Raw genomic sequence first — 17,167 nt, forward strand, 5'->3', positions numbered from 1 at the left:
GCTCGAGACCTCGAGACCCGCTCGCACCCGCCTGACCCCCGCTCGGCGCGTCAGCCGCACGTCAGCGCCATGGCAGCCGCATACCCGACACTCGGGAACGGACGGTGCGGACCACCGAGCCGAGGCATGCCCGCAAGCACCATGCCCCGGATGGCGATTCAGGAGACACCCGATGACCAAGTTCCAGCCCCCAGGCGCGCCGCCCGCCGCGACCGCCGGACCCGGGGCGGACGAGGCGGGCACCGTACCCCTGACCGAGCGGCAACTGGCCCTGCTGCGCCGGCACCGGGCCCACCCCCACGACGCCTCCTCGAACCAGGTGTTCGCCATCGACCTGCGCGGCCCCCTCGACGACACCGAACTGCGCAGCGCCCTGGCCCGCCTCATCGCCCGCCACCCGCTGCTCTCCGCCCGCCTGGCACCCGGCCCCGACGGCCCGGACGGTCCGCCCCGCCTCCACCTCGACCCGGCCCGCACCCCCCGCCTGGAACGCCGCACCGCCACCGGCCACCCGCCCACCGAGGACGAGGCCGGCCAGGAACTCGACCTGGAACACACCGGCGTCCTGCGCACCGTGCTGATCGCCCACGGGCCCGCGCACCACACCCTGCTGCTCGTCATGCACCGCCTCGTCGCCGACGGCGAGTGCGCCGGCCTGCTCCTGGCCGACCTCCTCGACGCCTACGAGCACGGCGAGAACCCCGCCGCCGCCCCCCGCGCGTTCATCGCCCACACCACCGCCCCCGCCCCCCGGGCGATCCCGGACAACCCCGCCGCGGCGAACAGCCCCGGACACCCCCACGAACCCGGACACCCCCACGAAACCAGCCACCCCGCCGCCCCGCAGACCCTGCCGGTCACCCCCCGCCAGCACGCCCTGCTGCTGGACGCCCTGGCCCACCACGGCACCGGCCGCTACGTGGAACAGCTGTTCTGGCACTGGCACGGCCCGCTCGACACCGGCCGGTTCACCACCGCCTGGCAGTCCGTCTTCGACCGCGAGACCGTCCTGCGCGCCGCGTTCGACTGGAACCACGAACCGCGCGTCGTGCTCCACGACCAGGTCACCGCCGACGTGGTCCACCACCGCGCCGGCACCCTCGACTGGGACGACCTGCTGCACCAGGACCGGCTGCGCGGCTTCGACCTGCGCGCACCGGGCCTGCTGCGCGCCACCCTCCTCGACGACACCCGCCCCACCGGCGACCCCCGCGCCACTGACGACACCCCCACCGGCGACCCGCGCGCCACCGGTGACACCGAACGCGCCACGTCGACCCGCGTCCTGATCACCTTCCACCACGCGCTCCTCGACCACTGGAGCGTGTCCGTCCTGCTCCAGGAGTTCTACCGCGCCTACCTCGCCGACGGCCTCCTGCCGGGCAGCGAACGACGCCCCGACATCCGCGACTACGCACACTGGCTCGCCCGGCAGGACACCGCCCCGGCCCGCGCGTTCTGGTCGGCCGCCACCGGACCGGCCACCCCCACGACCCGCCCCGCCCTGCCCGGCCCCGCGACCGGCCAGACCGGCTGGGGCCGCGCACAGGCCCGCCTCAGCCGGGCCGAATCGGGCCGCCTGCGCCGCTGGGCCGCCGCCCGTGCCGCCACCGAATCCAGCATGCTCCAGGCCGTGTGGGCGCTGCTCCTCTACCGCACGGGCGGCGCCCACGGACCCGCCCCGGTCGGCTTCGGCGTCAGCGTGTCCGGCCGCGGCATCGCCCTGGACGCCGTGGAACGCCTGCCCGGCCTCCTGATGAACGCACTGCCCGTCATCGTCCGCATCGACCCGGACCACTCCATGCCCCGCCTGCTGGCCCAACTGCGCGACCAGGCACTCGACATGGCCGCCTACGAATGGGTGTCGACCGCACAGATCCACGAATGGAGCGGACGCGGGGCCGACGAGAAACTCCTCGACAGCCTGATCGTCTTCGAGAACCGCCCGCGCACCTCACCGGCCCTGGACGCCGCCCTGGCCGCACACGACATCCGCATCAGCCCCCCGCAGACCCTCGGACTGCACAGCGCCTTCCCCATCACCCTGCTCGCGTCCCCCGGCACCGACGGCAGCCTGCTCCTGACCGCCGTGCACGACCGCACCCGGATCTCGGACACCGACGCCGGCCGGCTGGTCGGCCTGTGCGCCCGGCTCCTGCGCGAACTGCCGTCCACCCACGACGAGTCGACGACCATCGCCGACATCGTCGCCGCCCTGCCGGAGGCGGACCTGCCCCGCATGACGGACGACACCGCCGTCGGCCTGCCGTGAGGTAGCCGGTCCTGGTGTCGATCCGGGCGAAGGCGAGGCCTGGCGTCCCACGCCAGGACAGGGCGCTCTTCCCCGGGCTGCGTGGTGATCAGCCGGACGGTGGCGGGTCAATCCCGAGGACTGGCAGGCAGTCGCCGACGGCGACGAGTCCGATGTCGTCGCGCCGCCGCTCGAGCCACTGCTCGCGGGTCAGCCTCCGGCGGCCGACACGGCACGCGGCACCTATTCGGCCCGGAGCCCTGACCACGGTGATCCTCCCCGAGGGAGAACTGCCGCACTGCGGCTGGAACTTCTTCACCCGGTGTCTTCAACGGTCGCCACGTACGGGCGGCACGGTTTTCACCCATGCCGCCCGTACAGACGGACACACATCGAGGTCGGCACCCGGCGGCCCGCCCCCGGTACGGCAGTGCGGTGCACGGCAGACCGGGATCGGCGGACAAAGGCCCGGGTGCCGAGGGCCTGGAGTCATGGGGCAGCAGGTCAGGACGAGGACGTGGAGCTCATCGAGGTGGCCTCCCAGGCGAAGCCGTCCGGGTCGGTGAAGGACCCCGTGGAGCTGCCCAGGACGATCCGGTGCGAGCCGGTGCCGTCGTCGGCGACACCGAGGTCCTTGGCCAGGCCGCGGCGCTTGTACAGCGCCAGCTTGACCGGGCTGGACTCGTCCGCGGTGAACTCGGCGTACTTGCCGCCGAAGCTCTTGCCGACGGTCAGGCCCTGCTCGACGTAGAACCGCTTGCTCGCCTTGACGTCCTCGACGCCGAGCAGGAGCACGATCTCGTCGATCTTCTTGCCGGCCGGGCCGGTGTCCTTCTTCGCGGAGGTCGCGACCTTCCAGATCGTCCCGTCCGGGGCCTGCACGACGCCGCCGTAGCCCCACAGCGACTTCGCGACGGGCTTCAGCTCCGTGGCGCCGGCCTCGATGGCGGCGTTGATGAGGCTGCTGACGTCGGCCGGCTGGGACACCGTGAGCGCCAGCGTGAACCCGCGGAAGCCGGTCGTGGGCGTCTCGCCGGCCCGCAGGCGCACCTGGGAGCCGAGGCCGAAGGCGTTGGTGTAGAAGTTCTGGGCGGCGGCGGGGTCGGCCACCTCGAGGGTGATGGATGCGATGGAAGTCATGCCGATCACGCTAGTTGCGGTGCGGGTGCGGTGGCTTCTCCATTCCTGCTCGATCCGTCCGCCGGGTCACTCGCGTACCACGCGATGCCGCCCGTTCCGGCCGCCGCGCGGCGGGCGTAGAGATCCGGCGGCATACCGGCCAGCTCGGTGAAGCGGGCGGTGAAGACGGCCGGGGACGGGCAGCCGACCGCGTGCCAGACCTCGGTGACGTCGAGGTCGCCGCGGCGCAGCAGTGCCATCGCGTGTTCGATGCGCCGCGTCGTCAGATAGGCGTACGGCGACTGGCCGTAGGCGAGGCGGAACTGCCGGCCGAGGTGCCCGGCCGTCATGTCCGCGGCGCGGGCGAGCGCCTCGAGGTCCAGCGGCTGCGCGTACTGCCGGTCGATCCGGTCGCGGACGCGGCGCAGTTGCGCGAGATCGCGCAGGTGCTGCGCGGCGATCCGTGCGCGCCGCCATGCGGGATGGCACATGGGAGAACTCCTTCCTCCCGTGTCCGGGAGAACCTTCCGGGAGAACCTCGGTGGATGCCGGGAGCGGAGTGGAGCAGAGCGGGCGGGTGCGGCGGGGTGGGGCGCACAGGCCGGGCCCGGCCGGCCCCGGCCGGAGGGTTCAGCGGGTCTCCTGGATGCGGACCAGGTTGCCCGCCGGGTCGCGGAAGGCGCAGTCGCGGACGCCGGTGGGCTGCAGGAGCGGTTCCTGGACGACCTCGGCGTCGCTCGCCTGCACCTTCGCGAAGACGGCGTCGAGGTCCTCGGTGGCCAGCAGGATCCAGCCGTAGGTGCCCTTGGCCATCATCTCGGCGATGGTGCGGCGTTCGGCCTCGGTGATCCCGTGACCGGCGCCGGCCGGGGCGAGCAGGAGGGAGGTGCCGGGCCGGCCGGCGGGGCCGACCGTGATCCGGCGCGTCCGGCCCTGTCCGACGTCGCTGCGGACCTCGAAGCCGAGGACGCCGCCGTAGAAGGCCAGCGCGGCGTCCGGGTCGTCATGCGCGATGACGCTCGTATGAATGGTGAGATCCATGGCCGTCACGCTAGCGGCGCCCCGCTCAGCGGGGCTTCTCGATTCCTGACCCGTCTGCCCGCCAGCCCGCTCGTCTGCCCGCCAGCCTGTTCGTCAGCCCGCCCGCCCGCCCGGCACCCTCCCTCCTGCTCGTCCCACCGTCTCCGCCGCCGCCAGCCGGACCGTTCGTCCGGCTGTCATGCCGTCCGCCCGTTCTCCGCCGTCCGTCCGCCCGTTGGCCCCGCACCCCGCACCGCGCACCGCGCACCGCGCACCGCGCACCCCGCACCGCGCACCGCGCACCGCGCACCGCGCACCGCACATCGCGCACTCGGGGTCCGCGCGTACGTGCGCCGCGGCCCCCGAACTCCCGTGCTGCTGCGGCGTTGTTCCTGTCCGTGCCGAGCGGTTGCCGTTCGCGGCTGTGCCGGATCCCGAGTGTTTCTCGAGCCGGTCGCGACGCCGACGCGTCACGCTGCTGGGTGGATCAAGAGGGAGTGAGGTGCGCGATGGACCAGGCGGTGGAAAGGGCGGTCGCCTACATGCGGGAGCGTTGCGGCGAGCCGCTGACTCTCGCCGAGATCGCCGAAAGCGCTCTGCTCAGCCGTTTCTATTTCACGCGGGTATTCAAAGCGGAGACCGGGCTCACTCCGGGGAGATTTCTGGCCGCGGTCCGTATGCACGAGGCCAAACGGCTGATCGAGAGCACCTCGATGAGCATCACCGAGATATCCCTGGCGATCGGGTACAACAGCCTGGGTTCGTTCACGAAGTCCTTCACGGCCAGTGTCGGAGTGTCCCCGGGCCGGTTCCGCCGGCTGTCGCGGGACGGGCGGCAGGGCCTGCCGGACCCGGAGCCGGCCGTGTGGCCCGGGGGCGGCACGGTCGCCGGGACGATCAGCCTGCCGGAGGGCCACGGGAACGCCCGCGTGTACCTGGGCGCGTTCCGCACGGCCGTCGTCCAGCACGCGCCGCTCGCCTGGACCGTCGTCGACGTGCCCAGCGGGCGTCCGTCCTGCTACTCCCTGAAGAACGTTCCCGGCGGGAGCTGGCACCTGCTCGCGGTGGCGCAGGCCGCCGGTGTCGGGCCCGATGAGCGGGCCGGGCGGACCGTGCTCGTCGGGGGGCACGGCCGGCCGGCCGTGACGGTCGCCGCCGACGGTGTCACCAGCGTGGCGGTGCGGCTGCGCCCGGTCAGGCCGGCCGATCCGCCGGTCCTGCTCGCGCTGCCCGCGCTGGACCCCCCGGCCACCGTGACGGCCCGCCCCGGGTGCGCCTCCGTCACTCCGGCCGCCGGCGGCGCCGCGCGGCGCCGAGCCGCGGGGGGCCGAGCCGCGGGGGCCGGGCCGCTGGGGGCCACCTGCGGCTGGCGTCCGCGGCGCCGGCCCGGTCACGGCCGTGAGCGCGGGGGAGTGCGGCACAGTTCCTGGCGGGTCTTGAGCCGTTCGGCGAGCAGGCCCCACTCCCGGCCGATGTGCTCGGCGATCGGGGCGATGACGCCGAGCCAGTGCGGCGGGACCGCGTCGACGAGCGTGCGCCAGTCCTCGCCGGGCTCGGTGGCGTGCAGCTGCATCCAGCGCAGGAACTCCCGGCCGCCGGCGGTGTAGCGGATGGCGGGGTCGGCGGCCATCTTGGCCGCCACCGCCGCCCAGGTGGGCGGGGGGTCGGTGTGGTTCCTGCGGTGCCCCGGCGCGGCGTCGGCGTTCGGTGCCACCCGCAGCGGCACCCGCGCGGCGCCGTCGAAGACCGCCTCCGCCGCCTCCGCCGTCCGCTCGCCCTGCCCCGCCGGCGCCACGGACTGCATGGACTGCATGGACTGCAGGGACGGGAGGGACTGCATCGGCGGTACGAACTGCACGGGCCGCATGTGCTGCGGGCGGGCGGCGTTCTGGCGTCCGTCGCGTTCGGGGCCCTCGCCGCGCCGCAGCCGCGCGCTCACGTCGTGGACGGTGCCGAGGGACACGTCGGTCTCCCGGGCGACCTGGCGCAGCGGGGCGTCGGGGTGGGCGGCGATGTACTGGGCGGCGCGCCGGCGGCCCTCGCCGGCGTCCACCGGGCGCCGGCGTCCGTCCTGGCCGATGCGCTTTCCGTCGAGCGGTGTGTGGCCGGCCGTCCTCTCGCGCAGCGAGGCGATCGTCTTCGCGCTCAGACCGGTGATCTGGGCGATGGCGCGGTCGGACCAGTCGGGGTGGGAGGTCAGCACCCGCTGGGCTCCGCAGACACGGTCGGTCTTGGACAGCGGAAGTCCGTGCGCGCCGTTGGCCTTCATGGCGATGACGAGGGCCTCGGAGTTCGAGCAGTCCACGAAGCGGGCCCGGATGGTGTCGTCGCCGCGGAGCCGGGCGGCCTCCAGCCGGTGCAGTCCGTCGATGACGCGACAGCCGTCCACCTGGACGAGGATGGGCGGCAGTTCGGCCGAGCCCGCCGCGTCGACGAGGAGCTGGATGTGCGCGGCGTCGGTTCCGCTCTGGCGCAGGGACACCCCGGGCGACAGCGCGGTGACGGGGACATCGCGTGCCGGCAGTTTCTCGAAATTCTTCAGATCGAATTCGCCGCGGGTCGAAGAATCGATGCCCTCCATCCGGACGGGGCTGAATGCACTCGTTATCAAGACGGCTTGCGCGTTGCTCTGAGCCATTCCTGTTACTCCCTCTCTGCTGCCGCTGCCGACGAGCGTCGCAGGAGGGTCTTTAGCTGCAGTCGAGAGCAGGTCGACGTTCTCTGGAAACACGACGCCGCGGGCGCCCGCCGGATCGGCGGACGCCCGCGGCGGGCGCCGGGGGTCAGGCGTCCCTGCGCTGCAGCAGTACGGCCGCGACGGCCAGCAGGGCGGCCGTCCACAGCGCGAGCACCCCAAGGCCCTGCCAGGGCCCCAGCACGTCGCCCGTGCGGGGGTGCTGCTGGGTGATCAGGTATCCGGCCTCCGTGGGGAGATAGCCGTGGACGTGCTCGCCCACGCTGCCGGGCAGCAGCTTGGCCATCGGGGCGATCACCAGGACGAAGGCGATGACGCCGGTGATGCTCGCCGCCGTGTGCCGGATGATCGCGCCGATCGCGAGCGCGAACAGGCCCAGCAGGGACAGGTAGAGGCCGCAGCCGACGACGGCCCGCAGGACTCCCGGGTCACCGATCGCGACCGGGGCCTTGCTGTGCAGGATCGGCGCGCCGATGAAGAAGGAGCCGAACGCGGTCAGTTCGCCCACGGCCAGCACCAGCAGCCCGAAGACGGCGCCCTTGGCCGCCAGCACCGGCACCCGCTTGGGCACCGCGAGCAGGCTGGCACGGATCATGCCGGTGGAGTACTCGGAGGCGATGACCATCGTGCCCAGCACACAGATCGCGAGCTGGCTGAGCAGGATGCCGCTGCCCAGGATGGTGCCGGTCGGATCGAGACGCATCGCGGCCTGCTGGGAGGCATCGCTCTTGTCCCAGTTCGCGACGCCCATCTCCATGAACAGCACGGTGAAGACGAGGGTGAGCACGACCAGGATGGCCAGCGACCAGACGGTGGAGCGGACCGAGCGGATCTTGGTCCACTCGGAGAGCATCAGCCGCCCGAAGCTCGGCCGGTGCGCTGCGGCGACGCGCACGGGGGCGCTCAGAGTGGTCACTTCACGCCTCCGGCGGTGGGTGCGACGGCGTCGTACTCGACGGCGTCCCGGGTCAGTTCCATGAAGGCGTCCTCGAGCGATCCTCGACGGGTCGACAACTCGTGCAGGACCAGACCGCCGGCGGCGGCGATCTCGGCGATGCGCGGGGCCTCGACCCCGGTGACGTCCAGGTCCCCGTCGCCGGTGGGTTCGACGGTGGCGCCCTCGGCCCGCAGCAGCGTCACCAGCCGCGCCCCGTCAGGGGTCTTGACCAGGACGGACTGCTCGGTGCTGCGCTCGATGAACTCCTCGGTGGAGCAGTCGGCGACCAGCCGGCCGCGGCCGATGACGATGAGATGGTCGGCGGTGACGGCCATCTCGTTCATCAGATGGCTCGAGACGAAGACGGTACGGCCCTCCGCCGCGAGCGACTTCATCAGATTCCGGATCCACACGATGCCCTCGGGGTCGAGACCGTTGACCGGCTCGTCCAGCACCAGCACCGCGGGATCGCCCAGCAGCGCCGCCGCGATGCCCAGCCGCTGCCCCATGCCCAGCGAGAAGCCGCCCGCCCGCTTGCGGGCCACCGCGGCCAGCCCGACCCGCTCGATGACCTCCTCGACCCGGCGCCTGCCGAACCCCTGCGTCTGGGCCAGGCACAGCAGATGGTCGTAGGCGCTGCGGCCGGTGTGGACCGCGCGCGCCTCCAGCAGCGCGCCGACCACCTGCATGGGCTGCGCGAGATCGCGGTAGCGCACACCGTCGACGGTGGCCTCGCCGGCGTCGGGCCGGTCCAGTCCCAGCAGCAGTCGCATGGTGGTGGACTTGCCTGCGCCGTTGGGGCCCAGGAAGCCGGTGACCCGGCCGGGCTCGACCGTGAACGACAGGTCGTTCACGGCGGTCTTGTCGCCGTAGCGTTTGGTGAGGTTCTTGGCCTCGATCATGGTCACCTCGGTTGAATGGCCTGCGAGAGTTTCGCCGGGGAAAAAACACTCCCCACCCGCCTGTGGTATCAGGAGTTCCATTCCGTTCAGTAGTCGCAGACCGCCCCGGTCCTGAACGATGGCCTCCGCTTCGACCCGTGGTTATTTTGGCAGTGATGACTGCCCGCTCGAGCGCCTGTTTCATCTGCTTACTTTCCTCGGTTGAACCCGCAAACCCATGAGGGTGGCCATGAATTCAGTCACGAACGATCCGCCCGGCACCGGCCGGCGCCCGGTGATCGGGATCTGCGCGCGGACCGCGCCGGTCACGCTCCAGGGCAGCGACCTGGCCGTCAGCCTCGCCCTCCAGTCGCACGTGGCCTTCCTGTCCGAGGCGGGCTGCACCCCGCTGCTGCTCCCGCTGCTGCCCGGCGCGGCGGACCTGGCGGACCGGCTCGACGGACTGCTGATCCCGGGCGGCCCCGATCTCGATCCCGCGCTCTACGGCCAGGACCCGCACCCGGCGACCCGGGCGATGAGCCCGGACGCCGACCGCGTCGAACTGGCGCTGGCCAGGCGGGCACTGGACGCCGGGCTGCCGGTCCTGGCGATCTGCCGGGGCATGCAGCTGCTCAACGTGCTGCACGGGGGCACCCTCGAGCAGCACCTGCCGGACACCACCGGCGACGACGGCCACCGCCCGCGCACCGCGTCCTTCACCCTCGGCCGCCATCCGCTCAAGCTCCGGCCGGACAGCCGGATCGCGGCCGTCCTGGACGAGGACGAGCCACGGACCGCCTGCCACCACCACCAGGCCGTCGGCCGGCTCGGCGCCGGCCTCACCGCCACCGGATGGGCCGGCGACGGGATCGTCGAGGCCGTCGAAGTCACGGACCACCCCTTCGCGGTCGGTGTGCAATGGGAATGCGGGCAGACATCCGACCGGCGGCTTCATGAGGCACTTGCCCAAGCCGCCGGACGTCCGAAGAATTAGCGGGCCGCCGAAAATTTTGTCGTCGCGGAAAAGCACGGCCCCGAGGGCAGAGTCTTTTCCGGTCTTTCCCGATCCCTGCGCGAAGGAGAATTAAAGATGCCGCCGCGGATGCCCAACCCGTCGCTGGTCGTTCCCGATGTCCTGCCGCCCATGCGCGCCCTGGTCAAGGCCGTCAACAGTGTCGGCGTGCCGTTGCAGACGCTCGTGCTCATCCACCTGCGGGTGAGCCAGATCAACGGCCGCCCGGTCCAGATACCCGTGAAGAAGCGCGAGTTCGAGGAGGCGGGGGAGGAGGACCACCGTCTGCCGCTGGTGGAGACCTGGCGGGAGCAGACCTGCTTCACCGACGCCGAACGCTCCGTGCTGGCACTGGCCGAGGCCGCCACCCGCATCGAGGGCCACAAGGACCCGGTGTCGGACGAGGTCTGGGCCGAGGCCGCCCGGCACTTCACCGAGCGGGAACTGGGCGCGGTGGTCCTGCACATCGGTCTGGTCAACCTCTGGAACCGCGTCAACGTCGCCACCAAGCAGGAGCCGGTGGACTGGCGCATCAACCCCAAGACGTGGACCCCGATGACCACCCGGCTGCCCGCCGCCCCCTGACCCCGTCCGCCCCTGCGTTCCCGCCTCCCTGTCACGCCCGAGGCCCTGTCCGGCGCCACCACCGCCGGACAGGGCCTCGGGCGTTCACCGGCCCGCCCCGGCCCCGCGACCACCCACCGGCCCGCGGACCCGCGCGGACCCGCCCCGGCCCCTCGGGCATCCACCGGCCCGCGGACCCGTCCCGGCCCGGCGCCGGCCCCTCGGGCATCCACCGAACCCGCGCGGACCCGCCCCAGCCCGCGCGGACACCCGCGGACCCCGCCCCGGCACCCGTCGGCCCGCGCGGATCTGTTCGGACTCCCGTGGGCCCGTGCGGACATGCCGGACTCCCGTGGGCCCGCACAACGGGTGCGGGCCCACGGGAGTCACGTTGGCTCGTACGGAAATCCGGGACCGGCTCAGGCGGCCCGCCCGGTGCGGCCGGCCGCACCGGTGCTGAGGACGGCGAGCAGAGTCCTGGCCTGCACGTTGACGTAACGGCTGTGCCCGGCGAGCCAGTTCAGCTGGCCCGGGGTGACCCAGTGGTATCCCGGGGGCGGCTGCGTGGGGGTGGTGGCCTCGTCGGTGTCGACGATCAGGTAGCGGCTCTCGGCGTCGAGGAACCGGCCGCCCTCCTCGGAGTGGACGGCCGAGTACCGGATCCGGTCCGCGGGCGCGTCCAGCATCAGGTCGAGGAACGGCGGGCGCGGCCCGGGGTCCGACGGGGGGTAGTTCGCCGGAGCGCACTGCACGGTCGGCGCGAGCTCGGCGGTGTCGAGGAAGCCGCCCTCCACACGGGCGTGCACCAGGACGTGCGGGACGCCGTCGAACACGCGGTGGGCGAAGCCGACGATCCCGCGCTCCACCGGTTCGATGATCGGCTGGGTCCAGCCGGCCACCTCCCGGCCCGCACCCTCGACCGACACCGCCACCACCCGGAAGAACCGGCCGTCGGCCCGGCCGATGGACCTCTCGTCCGCCTGCCACCCGGCGACCTCGCGCAGCGGCATACGGCGCACGCTCACGTCCTGCCGCGCCCGTTCCGCGGTGAACCAGGCCAGCAGGCCCGCGTCGCAGGACAGCGCCCGGGGTTCGGCGGCGGCCGCCGGAGCGCTCGCCAGCACGGTCCGCGCGTCCATGTTCACGACGTTGTCCAGCCGCAGCAGCTCCGCGATCTGCCCCAGGGTGAGCCAGCGGAACGCGTCGCCGGCGGGGACGTCGCCGTCCGTCTCGACGATCATGTTGCGGTTGCGTTTGCGGTAGAACCAGGCGCCGTGCTCGGACTGCAGGACGTCGGTGAGCACCCGCTGCCGGTCCGGCTCGACGAAGTGCTCCAGATACGTCACCGCCGCTCCGCCGTGCGCCTTGGTGTAGTTGCTGCGGGTGGCCTGCACGGTGGGGGAGAGCTGCACCAGGTTGGGGTTGCCGGGTTCCATCTTCGCCTGCATGAGGAAGTGCAGGACGCCGTCGAACTCCTTGGCCAGGATGCCCAGGATGCCGATCTCCGGCTGCACGATGATCGGCTGCTGCCACTGGGCGCCGGGCCGCATCACGTGCAGGCCCTCGATGGTGAAGAACCGTCCCGACCGGTGCCGCAGGTCGCCGGTGTCCGGCGCGAACGACCAGTGGTCGAGCCCGGCGAACGGGATGCGCCGCACCGTCGCCCCCGCGGAGCGGCGCACCCGCTCCAGCCACCGCGGCACCTCGGACGTCGCGATGTGGACGCCCTGGGCTGTCGCCGCCGACAGGGCCAGCCGCTCGCCGGTTCCGGGCCGGGACCGGGCGACCAGCCGCGCCGGTGCGCTCATCGCCGGCCGCCCTGGTCCGCGGCCTGCTTCCACCACTGCGGGTTGTCCCGGTACCAGGCGACGGTCTGTGCCAGACCGGTGTCGAAGGAGGTGAGCGGCCGGTGGCCGAGCTCCCGCTCGATCCTGCCCTGGTCCAGGGCGTAGCGCCGGTCGTGGCCCTTGCGGTCGGTGACGTGCCGGATCATGTCCGGCCCTGCCCCGCACAGTTCGGCGAGCCGGTGGGCCAGCTCCAGGTTCGCCACGGCGGTGCCGGCGCCGATGTTGTAGACCTCACCGGCCCGGCCTCCGGTCAGCACCCGGTGCACGGCCCGGCAGTGGTCGTCCACGTGCAGCCACTCGCGGATCTGGCCGCCGTCGCCGTAGACGGGGACGGGCTGTCCTTCGAGGAGCCGGGTGACGGCGAGCGGGATGAACTTCTCGGGGTGCTGGTAGGGGCCGTAGTTGTTGGAGCAGCGGGTCACCGAGACGTCCAGGCGGTGGGTGCGGAAGTAGGCCAGGGCGACGAGGTCGGAGGCCGCCTTGGACGCCGCGTAGGGGGAGTTGGGCAGCAGTGGCGACTGCTCGGTCCAGGTCCCCTCCTCGATGGAGCCGTACACCTCGTCCGTCGAGACGTGCACCACCCGCCCGACACCGGCCGCCGGACACGCCTCCATCAGTGCCTGGGTGCCCTCCACGTTGGTCCGCACGAACGCGGCGCCGCCGGCGATCGAACGGTCCACATGGCTCTCGGCCGCGAAGTGCACCACCGCGTCCTGGCCGGCCAGCACACCGGCCAGCAGGTCCCGGTCGAGGACGTCCCCCCGCACGAAGGTGAGCCGCGGATGGGCGGCGGGCAGGTTGTCGCGGTTTCCCGCGTACGTCAGCAGGTCCACCACCGTGACGTGCGCGTCCTCGAAACCCGGATAACCCCCCTCGAGCAGGGTCCGTACATAGTGCGAGCCGATGAACCCGGCTCCGCCGGTGACGAGGATTCTCATGTGACCACATCGCAGTCGGAATTCCACGCTCGAAGCATGTGCCTTTTCCCTTTTCGACGAGGGGACGGATACCGCTCGGCCCGCGCTGGAGAACTGCCTGATTCCCGGTCGCCCTTCGGCCGCCGGATTCCTGCCTGACGCGGCCCGGCGGTCCCGGGGGAGGGGACCGCCTGTGACCCGGTCCCGCCCGGCGAGGCTAGGACGCCCGCCTAAAAGCCCCCTCGAAACGGACTCGAGGGGGCTTTCGGAACTGCCTGAGCGTGTGCCGGGGTGTCAGCTGTCCTGCAGCAGCCCCAGAACGTTGCCGTCGAGGTCGGTGACGGTGGCCACCAGCCGGCCGCCGCCGACGTCGGCGGCGGGGCTCTTGACCGTGGCCCCCGCCGCGGTCACCTCGGCCAGCTTCGCCTCGATGTCGGGAACGTGCCAGTAGGCGACCGGCGAGGTGATGTCCTGCGCTCCGGCCGGCACCAGCCCGATGTGCTGGCCCGCGATGTCGAAGCCGACATAGAACTCCGAGTCGGTCTGCGGCTCGATGCCGAGCAGGGCGGCGTACACCTTCTTCGCCGCGGCCACGTCCGCCACGGGATGCAGGACGGTCTTGATTCCCTGAATGGCCGAGTCAGCCATTTCCACTCCTGGGGGGTTGGGATTTCGTGCCCCCATGCTAGGAAGATCCGCGGCCGTGATGCATCCCCGTACCCGATCACTCCAGCGGGTTTCCAGCCACTCTTGACCAGAAGTGGACAGGCCCTTGCCAGGCTGCGAGCGCGCTGAATTCAGGAGGGGAAATCACGTGAATAAGCTCGCATGGCTCACAGCGGTGGCCGTGGCCGGTCTGCTGGGGCCGGCCGTCGTCCCGGCGGCGGCCAAGGACGCGGCCCAGCCGGCCGCTTCGGCCGCCTCGACCATCGCCTGGTCGCCGTGTCCCGACACCGACCCGGTCCTCGGCAGCCTGCTCAAGGGCCTGGACTGCGGCACGGTCCAGGTACCGCTCGACTACGCCGACCCCGGCGGCCGGCAGATCAGCCTGGCGCTGACCCGGGCCGTCCACACGGCCCCCGACAGCCAGTACCAGGGCGCCGTGGTCCTCAACCGCGGCCAGTGGCCCGGCGGCATCGGCCGCGACCTGCCCACCCGGTACGCCCAGGGCACCACCGGGCTGGCCAAGGACGTCGGCGCCGCCTACGACTGGATCGGCTTCGACCCGCGCGGCGTCGGCGCCAGCGAACCGTCCGTGGTCTGCGACAGCGACTACGTCTACCCCGGGCACGCGCAGCCCGCCTCCGTGCCCGCCACGCCCGCCGCCGAGCAGGAATGGGCCGACCGGGCCCGCGCCTACGCCCAGAGCTGCGGCGACACCTACGGTGACGTGCTCAACCACCTCACCACCAAGGACGCCGCCCGCGACCTCGACCGGATGCGGATCGCGCTCGGCCAGGACAAGATCACCTACTTCGGCACCGACTGGGGCACCTACCTCGGCTCGGTCTACGCCTCGATGTACCCGCACCGGGTCAAGCGGATGATCCTGGACAGCGTGGCCCGGCCCAACGGCAAGTGGTACAAGAACAACCTCGCCAAGAACGAGACGTCCGAGACGAACGCCCGGATCTTCTTCACCTGGGTCGCCAAGTACGACGCGGTCTACCACCTGGGCACCACCGCGGCCGCGGTCGAGGCGAACTACTACCGGGGCCAGGACGCGCTCGGGGCCGCCCCCCTCGACGGCAAGATCGGCCCGTCCGAGTGGGCCGACGTCTTCGAGCCGGTCGTCTACCGCAGCTGGACCTGGCTCTCCCGGGCGAAGGTGCTCTCCGACTGGGTGGTGCGCCAGGACCCCGCCTCGCTGCGGGCCACCTACTCCGACCCGGGCTTCCCGCACCAGAACCGGCACGCGATGACCAACGCGGTCCAGTGCACCGACGCTTCCCAGCCGCGCAACTGGAGCCGCTGGCACAAGGATTACTCCCGCCAGTACGCCGCCGGGAACCACTTCCTGACCTGGACCAACGCCTGGTACAACGCGCCGTGCGCGTTCTGGCCGGTGCCGGCGCAGACTCCGCAGCAGGTCGGTGACCCCTCGGTGAACGTCCTGCTGGTGCAGCCGGAGTTCGACACCGCGCACGGCACCACCGGCGCGGTGCGCACGCACAAGCTGTTCCCCAACTCCCGCCTCGTGCTGGAGCAGGGCGGCCACAACGTCGGCGCGGCCCTGTCGGCGAACAACAACGCCTGCCTGAACACCTTCGTCGGCGACTACCTGCGCGACGGCACCCGTCCCGCCTCCAAGAAGGGCATCGACGCGACCTGCCAGGCCTCCCCGGACCCGGTCCCGGCGTCCTGAACCGCCTGAACCGGACGGCGGCCCCGCACCGTTGAAGGGTGCGGGGCCGCTTCCGCCTTTGCCCGCCGTCGCGGCTCAGCGCACGGCGGGCACCGGCCCGGACGCCGGCACCTGTGCGGGCACCGCCCCGGACGCCGGCAGCCGCGCGGGCACCTCGCTCGTCCTGGCCCGCAGCACGTCCGCGGGCGCCGTGCCGGCCCGGTGGGCGGCGACCAGGTCCTCCAGGGTCTGTGTCATCTCGTTGGGGGAGGGCATGGCCAGCACCTCCTCGCTCAGCTTTCGGGCGTTGGCCCGCAGCGACTGGTCGTGGAGCAGCCGCTCCAGCGCGGCCCGCACCCGCGGCCCGTCCGCCTCGGCGGGCTTCATGGCCAGCCCCGCCCCCGAGCGTTCCAGGCAGCGGAGTTTGAGCGGGACGTCGAACGCCCGGCTGACCAGCAGCTGCGGCACGCCGTAGCGCAGGGCGCAGCCGAACGACCAGGTGCCGCCGTGATGCACCATGGCCGCGCAGGTCGGCAGGACGTCGGCCAGCGGCACGGACTCCACCAGACGGGTGTTGGCCGGCACCCGCTCGAGCCGGGCCTGGGACTCCCGCGGCAGGGTCAGGATCAGTTCCATCTCCAGGCCGGCCGCCGAGTCGAGGATCTCCTGGATCCGTTCCACGGGCAGCAGCTGCCGCACCGGACCGTCGTTGACCGCGTCCCCGAAGGTCATCAGGACCCGCGGCGCCCGCGGCGGCTCGGCGATCCACCGCGGCACCACGGCCGGCCCGTTGTAGGGGACGCACTGCATGGGCAGCGTCGTCGCCCGCTCGTCGGGGCGGAACGCCCCGGGCAGCGGGTCGATGGTGAACTGCCCGCTCACCAGCTCCTCGGAGAACGCGCAGCCGTACTTCTCGGCCCAGCCCGCCAGCCACTCGCCGAGCCGGTCGGCGCGGTCGTGCGGCGGGCGCAGCGCCCGGGCGTGCAGGAAGTCCTCCCGCATGCGGGAGTAGACGTCGACGGAGTACAGCACCCGGGCGTGCGCCGCCCCGACCGCGGCGGCGGCCACCGCGCCCGCGAACGCCTTCGCCCCCCACAGCACCAGATCGGGCCGCCAGGAGCGGGCGAAGGCGACCAGTTCCTCCATCATCGAGTCGTTGGAGCGCCGGGCCTGCGGCAGCACCAGGTCCTCCATCACCGAGGTGACCTGCTCCCAGTCCAGCCGCGCACGGTCGGGCCCCAGCTCGAACAGCGGGCCGAGCCCGTCCTGCGCGGACTTCCGCGCGCCGGGCGGGGCGGCGGCGGCCGCCGCCTGGCGCCGCTCGTCGCGCCGTCTGCGCAGCTCGGGGCTCTCACCGGGCCCCACGCCCAGGCCCGTCAGCCCGGCCCCGGCGACGGCGTCCAGGAGGTCGGGCCATCCGGCCACCCGCACCTCGTGCCCGGCCGTCTGCAGCGACCACGCCAGCGGAACCAGGTTGAACAGGTGCGTCTTGAACGGGAACGGCACGATGAGAACCCGCACGGCGGATCTCCTTCGGGTCAGGGGCAATGGGGGGTGGCGCGGTCGACGGCACGCGTCGA

14 protein-coding genes and 1 pseudogene are annotated in these 17,167 nt (G+C 72.7%); 5 read left to right on the plus strand and 10 right to left on the minus strand.

The window, feature by feature from the left end:
- Window positions 1-172: 172 nt before the first annotated feature.
- On the plus strand, window positions 173-2,272 hold the full coding sequence (locus OG788_RS45080; RefSeq protein WP_406368689.1) for a condensation domain-containing protein: 2,100 nt from the start codon (window positions 173-175) through the stop codon (window positions 2,270-2,272).
- A gap of 483 nt (window positions 2,273-2,755) precedes the next feature.
- On the opposite strand, the gene OG788_RS45085 is transcribed toward OG788_RS45080, so the two are convergent.
- The 3 genes from OG788_RS45085 to OG788_RS45095 form a co-directional block, all read right to left on the minus strand.
- On the minus strand, window positions 2,756-3,391 hold the full coding sequence (locus tag OG788_RS45085; protein WP_406368687.1) for a glyoxalase: 636 nt from the start codon (window positions 3,389-3,391) through the stop codon (window positions 2,756-2,758).
- A 5-nt stretch (window positions 3,392-3,396) separates the two neighbouring features.
- Window positions 3,397-3,861: a helix-turn-helix transcriptional regulator gene (locus OG788_RS45090; protein ID WP_406368686.1), complete on the minus strand. Its 465-nt coding sequence runs from the start codon at window positions 3,859-3,861 to the stop codon at window positions 3,397-3,399.
- A gap of 139 nt (window positions 3,862-4,000) precedes the next feature.
- Window positions 4,001-4,411, minus strand: a complete 411-nt coding sequence (locus tag OG788_RS45095) for a VOC family protein (protein ID WP_406368684.1) — start codon at window positions 4,409-4,411, stop codon at window positions 4,001-4,003.
- 521 nt (window positions 4,412-4,932) lie between these two features.
- Here OG788_RS45095 and OG788_RS45100 point away from each other — a divergent pair.
- Window positions 4,933-5,196, plus strand: a pseudogene (locus tag OG788_RS45100) (helix-turn-helix domain-containing protein); the annotation flags it as partial.
- 584 nt (window positions 5,197-5,780) lie between these two features.
- Here OG788_RS45100 and OG788_RS45105 read toward each other — a convergent pair.
- The 3 genes from OG788_RS45105 to OG788_RS45115 all read right to left on the minus strand — a co-directional run bounded on the left by OG788_RS45105 (window position 5,781) and on the right by OG788_RS45115 (window position 8,924).
- Window positions 5,781-7,028: a nuclease gene (locus tag OG788_RS45105; RefSeq protein WP_406368680.1), complete on the minus strand. Its 1,248-nt coding sequence runs from the start codon at window positions 7,026-7,028 to the stop codon at window positions 5,781-5,783.
- Window positions 7,029-7,173: 145 nt separating this feature from the next.
- Window positions 7,174-8,001, minus strand: coding sequence for an ABC transporter permease (locus OG788_RS45110; RefSeq protein ID WP_351543867.1), 828 nt, complete (start codon window positions 7,999-8,001; stop codon window positions 7,174-7,176).
- Window positions 7,998-8,924, minus strand: a complete 927-nt coding sequence (locus OG788_RS45115) for an ABC transporter ATP-binding protein (RefSeq protein WP_406376645.1) — start codon at window positions 8,922-8,924, stop codon at window positions 7,998-8,000. The genes OG788_RS45110 and OG788_RS45115 overlap by 4 nt, the downstream gene beginning before the upstream one ends.
- A 229-nt stretch (window positions 8,925-9,153) precedes the next feature.
- On the opposite strand from OG788_RS45115, the gene OG788_RS45120 reads away from it, so the two are divergent.
- Together OG788_RS45120 and OG788_RS45125 are read left to right on the plus strand one after the other, a co-directional pair.
- Complete coding sequence (locus OG788_RS45120; protein WP_351543874.1) at window positions 9,154-9,897, plus strand: gamma-glutamyl-gamma-aminobutyrate hydrolase family protein; 744 nt, start codon at window positions 9,154-9,156, stop codon at window positions 9,895-9,897.
- A gap of 96 nt (window positions 9,898-9,993) precedes the next feature.
- Window positions 9,994-10,500, plus strand: coding sequence for a carboxymuconolactone decarboxylase family protein (locus OG788_RS45125; protein ID WP_266766269.1), 507 nt, complete (start codon window positions 9,994-9,996; stop codon window positions 10,498-10,500).
- A gap of 398 nt (window positions 10,501-10,898) precedes the next feature.
- On the opposite strand, the gene OG788_RS45130 is transcribed toward OG788_RS45125, so the two are convergent.
- From OG788_RS45130 to OG788_RS45140, 3 genes are all read right to left on the minus strand, one after another.
- Window positions 10,899-12,287 (minus strand): NDP-hexose 2,3-dehydratase family protein, encoded by a 1,389-nt coding sequence (locus tag OG788_RS45130; RefSeq protein ID WP_351543877.1) that lies wholly within the window; start codon window positions 12,285-12,287, stop codon window positions 10,899-10,901.
- On the minus strand, window positions 12,284-13,264 hold the full coding sequence (gene rfbB / locus OG788_RS45135) for a dTDP-glucose 4,6-dehydratase (RefSeq protein WP_406368677.1): 981 nt from the start codon (window positions 13,262-13,264) through the stop codon (window positions 12,284-12,286). Before rfbB ends, OG788_RS45130 begins: the two co-directional genes overlap by 4 nt.
- Before the next feature lie 273 nt (window positions 13,265-13,537).
- The gene (locus tag OG788_RS45140; protein WP_351543883.1) at window positions 13,538-13,891 is read right to left on the minus strand and encodes a VOC family protein; all 354 of its coding nucleotides are present in this window, start codon (window positions 13,889-13,891) and stop codon (window positions 13,538-13,540) included.
- A gap of 166 nt (window positions 13,892-14,057) precedes the next feature.
- Here OG788_RS45140 and OG788_RS45145 point away from each other — a divergent pair, with 166 nt between their 5' ends.
- The gene (locus OG788_RS45145; RefSeq protein WP_406368675.1) at window positions 14,058-15,608 is read left to right on the plus strand and encodes an alpha/beta fold hydrolase; all 1,551 of its coding nucleotides are present in this window, start codon (window positions 14,058-14,060) and stop codon (window positions 15,606-15,608) included.
- 75 nt (window positions 15,609-15,683) lie between these two features.
- Here OG788_RS45145 and OG788_RS45150 read toward each other — a convergent pair whose 3' ends face one another.
- Window positions 15,684-17,108 (minus strand): nucleotide disphospho-sugar-binding domain-containing protein, encoded by a 1,425-nt coding sequence (locus OG788_RS45150; protein ID WP_406368674.1) that lies wholly within the window; start codon window positions 17,106-17,108, stop codon window positions 15,684-15,686.
- Window positions 17,109-17,167 lie beyond the last annotated feature (59 nt).

Origin of the sequence: Streptomyces sp. NBC_00647, assembly GCF_045207245.1 — a bacterium.
Lineage (GTDB): Bacteria > Actinomycetota > Actinomycetes > Streptomycetales > Streptomycetaceae > Streptomyces.

What these genes read in the sequence shown, in the direction of transcription:
- OG788_RS45125 (WP_266766269.1), top strand. Translation starts at nt 9,994, where the DNA reads ATGCCGCCGCGGATGCCCAACCCGTCGCTGGTCGTTCCCGATGTCCTG.
- OG788_RS45095 (WP_406368684.1), bottom strand. Translation starts at nt 4,411, where the DNA reads ATGGATCTCACCATTCATACGAGCGTCATCGCGCATGACGACCCGGAC.
- OG788_RS45115 (WP_406376645.1), bottom strand. Translation starts at nt 8,924, where the DNA reads ATGATCGAGGCCAAGAACCTCACCAAACGCTACGGCGACAAGACCGCC.
- OG788_RS45090 (WP_406368686.1), bottom strand. Translation starts at nt 3,861, where the DNA reads ATGTGCCATCCCGCATGGCGGCGCGCACGGATCGCCGCGCAGCACCTG.
- OG788_RS45105 (WP_406368680.1), bottom strand. Translation starts at nt 7,028, where the DNA reads ATGGCTCAGAGCAACGCGCAAGCCGTCTTGATAACGAGTGCATTCAGC.
- OG788_RS45085 (WP_406368687.1), bottom strand. Translation starts at nt 3,391, where the DNA reads ATGACTTCCATCGCATCCATCACCCTCGAGGTGGCCGACCCCGCCGCC.
- OG788_RS45130 (WP_351543877.1), bottom strand. Translation starts at nt 12,287, where the DNA reads ATGAGCGCACCGGCGCGGCTGGTCGCCCGGTCCCGGCCCGGAACCGGC.
- rfbB (WP_406368677.1), bottom strand. Translation starts at nt 13,264, where the DNA reads ATGAGAATCCTCGTCACCGGCGGAGCCGGGTTCATCGGCTCGCACTAT.
- OG788_RS45140 (WP_351543883.1), bottom strand. Translation starts at nt 13,891, where the DNA reads ATGGCTGACTCGGCCATTCAGGGAATCAAGACCGTCCTGCATCCCGTG.
- OG788_RS45080 (WP_406368689.1), top strand. Translation starts at nt 173, where the DNA reads ATGACCAAGTTCCAGCCCCCAGGCGCGCCGCCCGCCGCGACCGCCGGA.
- OG788_RS45120 (WP_351543874.1), top strand. Translation starts at nt 9,154, where the DNA reads ATGAATTCAGTCACGAACGATCCGCCCGGCACCGGCCGGCGCCCGGTG.